A 4,795-nucleotide genomic window follows, 5' to 3' on the forward strand; every position below is an offset into this window, starting at 1 on the left:
CTTTTCGGTACATGAACGAAAGTGCTGCTGTGCATGGCTTTTGACTAATTTTAGCTCATAGTCTTACACATTGTCAACGCCGAACGCGAGTCAAAGTCTTTTGAGGTAAGGGTTTTAGGCTTATTCAGCAAGCCCTATATAGCAATCCTAAATGAATCGTAAATTTTTTACCCCACCCCAACCCTCCCCGATGCCTTGGGGAGGGAGTAAGAAACTCACAAATGATTTAGGATTGCTATAGCAATTCTTGCAGGAGTCGTAAATTTTTTACCCCACCCCAACCCTCCCCGCGAGTTCGGGGAGGGAGTAAGAAATTTACAAATGATTTAGGATGGCTATATCAAGATAAAAACTGGAAACTTTTAATAAGTTTTCAGACTTGAGAAAAAAGAAAGCTAAAGTCGTCAAGCTTATGACGAGGCTCTGACCCCAAATTTATGGTAGATTCTTGTCAAGTTTAGTAGAACGGATGCACGCGGATTTCGGCTTACCCTTCGAGGGGCAAAGTTGGCCCGGCTGGAGGTAAAACATGGCGGTGAACGCTTATTTTGTGGCTTTCCCGCTGAGTTTGCATTTCGACGGCGATCGCCTCAAATTCGACTTCCATACAGCCGTAGGGAATCTCTAACTCGACACTTGCTCGCACGCTTCCCAACCCGTTAGCTTTAAATTCGGTAATCCAGCGCGGCCCATCGAGAATTAGGTAGGTTTGCCGATCGAACACCCAAACTTTCACATAAATCCGGGGCATTAATTCCGGCAGTTGCACTTGCACTTTTACGGGTCCGCCGGCGACGATTTCGGCACGCGGCAATTCCAAAACCGGCATCGGTACTAACTCGTCTTCTGGCAAAACGTAGGGAGTTGGGGGAGTTACTTCTGCTGCGACAGTTGCGGTTTTTTGAGCAACTTGTTTCGGCTGCGGGGGATCGTCAAAAACCACAAATTCTCTGGCTTCGGACCTAGTAGATTTGGGATCGGAAATTGTTTCGCTGGTTTCGGGTTGCTGCTGGGTTGGGCTGCTTCCTTCCACAACGGCAATTTCGTCGCTGCTATTAGCGGCGGCTTTTGGAGTTGGCGACAGGGTGGTTGCTTTGAGCCATTCGGGGGATTCGCCGTTGCTGGCTAAGGAACTCAGTCGCGACCAAAATCTATTTTGGACGTTTAAGGTTTGAAATGCCTGTTTTGTGGGTGCTGGCGGAGTTTCTGGGGCTGTTGTTGCTAAGGGGGGGCTGTTTTCGGGTTTTGGGTCGATCGCTCCGATGGAGGCTGTTTGAGGGGAAGTTGGGAGGTCTAAAGGTTTGGTTTGTGGGTCGATCGACTCTGCTGCTGTTGGAGGCAAATTGGAGATTTCCGAAAGCAATTGCGATCGGCTGCTTTCGGGCAGTTTGTTACCGAATGCGGGCAAATCTAGGCCACCTGCACTTGGAGTCTGACGGGAATGCAGTTGAGGGGGTAAGGGCACGTTTGTTGGGGATTCGGCGGGGGATGGAGGATCTAAGGATTTTTCTACTAGCTTGAGGAAGGATAGACTTTTGGCGCTCCCAGGCTGTTTTGAGACTGTTGGGGAGAGTTCGGCTTGATGCTTTTCTTCGAGGAAATTGTCTTTAATTGCCTCTAGAAGGTGCTCTAAACGGGCTGTAATTGTGAATACTTTGGTGGCTAGGGTGACGCTGCCGCTGCTGAGAATTGCTTCTCCTAATATTAGGCGGCTTTTGCACTCGGTTGGGATGTAGGTGACGCAGGCAAAGATGCAGGGGGGAACTTGTTCTGGCATCGGCTGCTGGATTTCTGCGAGAATTTTTGAGGTTTGGGGGTCGCGCAGGTAAATTTGCAGTTGTGCTGAACCGATGAGTTGTTTGAGTTCTAGCGCTTCGGATTCGGGGATGAGAGTTGCTGTTTTTCGGGTTTTTTGGGGGAGTTGGGGAATGTCGATTTTGCCGGAAATGATTAAGGGGCGACCGAGTTGGGTGACGAAGGTTTCTTGATCGAGGACGAGTTCGAGTTTGACGCCCGGTTTGGGTTCGGGGGTTTGGGAAGTGGGGAATTGGTAGATTTTGGTCTGCTGCGGTGCTGACTCGGCTGCTGGGAGTTGGGCTGGTGGGCGCCGATCGACCGATGCTGCGATTTGTGGGGCTCGGCGATGATCGATCGGTGCTGCCTTTTCTGAGTGTGAGGCGGAGGGTGCCGGTTCGGTTTGGTCGATCGGCGGTAGGGGTTCGGAGGTTTCCGATTCTGCGGGCAATACTTCCAACTGAACGCCGTACTGCCAAGGTTTTGCTGGTGTTGATTTGGGATCTGGCAAGCAGGAGAGTTCCCACAGTCCGGGTTTTAGCCTGGTGTAGGGAATGATCACGACTAATCCTTCGGGGTTGGTGCGGGCCGATCGGCTTTGGACTTTCCGCTGCGGCGCTTCGTCGAAGGAAGTATGGGTAACGCGAATTTCGATGTCGGTGTTGGGGTGCTGAATGCGAGCAACGACGCGGTATTTGCCTTCTAGAATTTCCACGTCGGGGGTTTCTAGGGGCAACCAGGCGCGATCGCCCTCTTTCTGTAGCAAAAATTCTAATTTTTTCATCTTTGTTTCCCCTTGAAGGCTCCCGCTTGATTCGTCACAGGTTAGCGGCGGGTTGTTTGCCGACAGCTACAGGCATTGAATTACTATATTTTGTACAGTTTATCACCTTGATCGGTCAAGAAAAAGCCCGCAGGATTACATAACCAGAATTTTAGTTTCTTCTGTGCCATCGGTAGATCCCCGCGCCGGACTTAGGCAATGCCGTTTCCCTACGGATCTCGCGCACAATTATCGTTGTGGAACAAGTCGAAAAGCCTGTTTCTTTCGGGCACTTACCAAGGACTGCCGATAATACTAAAAGCTGCCCAATAGTAAGGATGGGATAAATCTTTGCTGTCGAGTTTGCGGATGGACGGGGGCAAGGGAGTTTCGCCTCGGGAACTTCGCAGTTGACCGCCTTCGATCGTCACTTTGCCTTCGATCGCACCAATTTGTGCTTGTCTGAGAGCTTCAGCTTTAATGATTGGAGGGTCTTTTGGGCTGCTGATTTTTAACTGCTGGTAAAACTCACTCATCAGGGCGAGAGTCCCCGCATCGCTGACGTACCACAGGCTGGCGAGGGCTGATTTTGCTCCTGATTGCAGCGCTAAGCCGGCAAATCCGAGTTCTGCTTCTTTGTCTCCTAAGGCGGTTCTACAGGCGCTTAATACTAACAGTTCAAGAGGCGGATTGTTCCATTTTAAATCTCTCATTTGATCGAGGCTCAGTTGCGTGTCCCAAAATTGAATGTAGGAGTTATTTGGGGTTCCGGGTCTGAATTCGGCGTGGGTAGCGAGGTGGATGATTCCGTATTTTTGTTGCCTTCGCTGGGATTGCAAGTTTACTATGGTGAAATCTTGGTTTAGAAAGGATTGACCAGGCCACTGTCGGGCGATCGCGCCTAGTTCTAACGGGACTGCTGGCAGCGGTTCTTTGTTCGCCGTTTCTGGGAAATCTGATGCTCCCATTGCTAGGACTTGGGCGTTTCTGAGGTCGGTGTAATTGCTGTCTGTGAGTTTGAAGGCAGGGATGCGGGCGAGGCTGTATTTTTGGATCAGAAATCGCTGTCCGTCGTGCATTGCTGCTAGGGGTACAGTTCGCAAACCTTCGCCGACGCAGAACAGCAAGGTTTCAATTTTTGCTGTTTGCAAATCTGTTTCTAGGGGTGCAACTATCCATTTGTAGAGTTGTTGGGCTGGTTCTAGATAGCTGGTGGTGTTGAGTTTTACGGGGTTGCTGATTTCATTGTTGAATTGTTTGACTACTGAGAGCAATTTCTCTTGTTTGGCTGACGGGACGCTGCGGAGAATGGGTGGGCGATCGGGTAATATTAAGATTAATTCTAGTTGGTCGGTGCGCGGGATGGCGTAAATTAAAGCTGGTTTTTTCTTTGTTTGAACTCCTAGGCGGGAGAGAGTTTTTGATATTGCTTCGGCGGTTTTCGCACGGGCCGCAAAATCTTGTTCAAAGTATTTTTGATAGTCTTCTTCCCAGGTTTGTTCGATTCGGTTTACGGCTTCGGTGAGGTTTCCCCGATCGAGCAAATTTCTCATTTCTTGCCCGTTAAGTCCGCCCAGGCCTGTGTTTTGGGCAATTACAGCGAGGTTCGCGGTGATCCAGCAGAAAAATATTGCTGTCAAACAGTAAAAAATAGCTGTTTTAATTTTTTTCTGAGTCTTGTGTTTTTGGCGTTGCTGCTGAGATTGGTAGTGCATGCTTTTGGGGCGGTTAATGGCGCAGTTAGCCGCAGCAGTTGGCAAAAGTTTGGATGTAGGTGGGAATATTTGACTGTGCTGGCGATCGGCACGATTATAGCATTCAAGACAAACCGCAAATCTCTGCTGTAGGGTGCGCACACCAGCACCAACAGAGTCCCCGCGCCAAGAAATTCGCGATTTATGTAAAGTTTTATAAATTATGGAGAAGTTGTGCATAAAAATAGCAGATTCCCGCTGAGAAAGGAATAGAGGGCTATGCAGGAGGATGTGGCCGCACCAGCCGATCTTGATCAGAGAAATAGCTGAACTCCGGCGGGCGGTTGAGATGCAAAAACTTGGAGGCGCGGCTTCATGGCGATCGCATATTTATCTTCTACTAAGGAATGAGAATTAAATAACTTCCACAAGTTTGTGGGATGGGCGTCCCCCCCGTCAAAAAAGGACCGGCGGGCACCCCATACCCCAATAAAAAATAAAAATGTAACTTATTTAATTCGCGATCCGTAGTAGATTTAGGTGC

The 4,795-nt window shown here is 49.4% G+C and carries 3 protein-coding genes; 1 reads left to right on the forward strand and 2 read right to left on the reverse strand.

Going from position 1 to position 4,795, the window contains the following annotated elements; genetic code table 11:
- Positions 1-487: 487 nt before the first annotated feature.
- On the reverse strand, positions 488-2,578 hold the full coding sequence (locus ACUVJL_RS36285) for a hypothetical protein (RefSeq protein ID WP_445250245.1): 2,091 nt from the start codon (positions 2,576-2,578) through the stop codon (positions 488-490).
- A gap of 272 nt (positions 2,579-2,850) precedes the next feature.
- Positions 2,851-4,272 carry a CHAT domain-containing protein gene (locus ACUVJL_RS36290; protein ID WP_445250246.1) on the reverse strand — a complete coding sequence of 474 codons (1,422 nt, stop codon included), beginning with the start codon at positions 4,270-4,272 and terminating at the stop codon, positions 2,851-2,853.
- On the opposite strand from ACUVJL_RS36290, the gene ACUVJL_RS36295 reads away from it, so the two are divergent.
- Entirely contained in the window at positions 4,267-4,404 is a 138-nt protein-coding gene (locus ACUVJL_RS36295) for a hypothetical protein (RefSeq protein ID WP_445250247.1), read from the forward strand. The genes ACUVJL_RS36290 and ACUVJL_RS36295 overlap by 6 nt on opposite strands.
- Positions 4,405-4,795: the final 391 nt, after the last annotated feature.

It is taken from the genome of Microcoleus sp. OTE_8_concoct_300, from assembly GCF_031383065.1.
In the GTDB taxonomy this organism is placed as follows: domain Bacteria; phylum Cyanobacteriota; class Cyanobacteriia; order Cyanobacteriales; family Microcoleaceae; genus Microcoleus.

What these genes read in the sequence shown, in the direction of transcription:
- ACUVJL_RS36285 (WP_445250245.1), bottom strand. Translation starts at nt 2,578, where the DNA reads ATGAAAAAATTAGAATTTTTGCTACAGAAAGAGGGCGATCGCGCCTGG.
- ACUVJL_RS36290 (WP_445250246.1), bottom strand. Translation starts at nt 4,272, where the DNA reads ATGCACTACCAATCTCAGCAGCAACGCCAAAAACACAAGACTCAGAAA.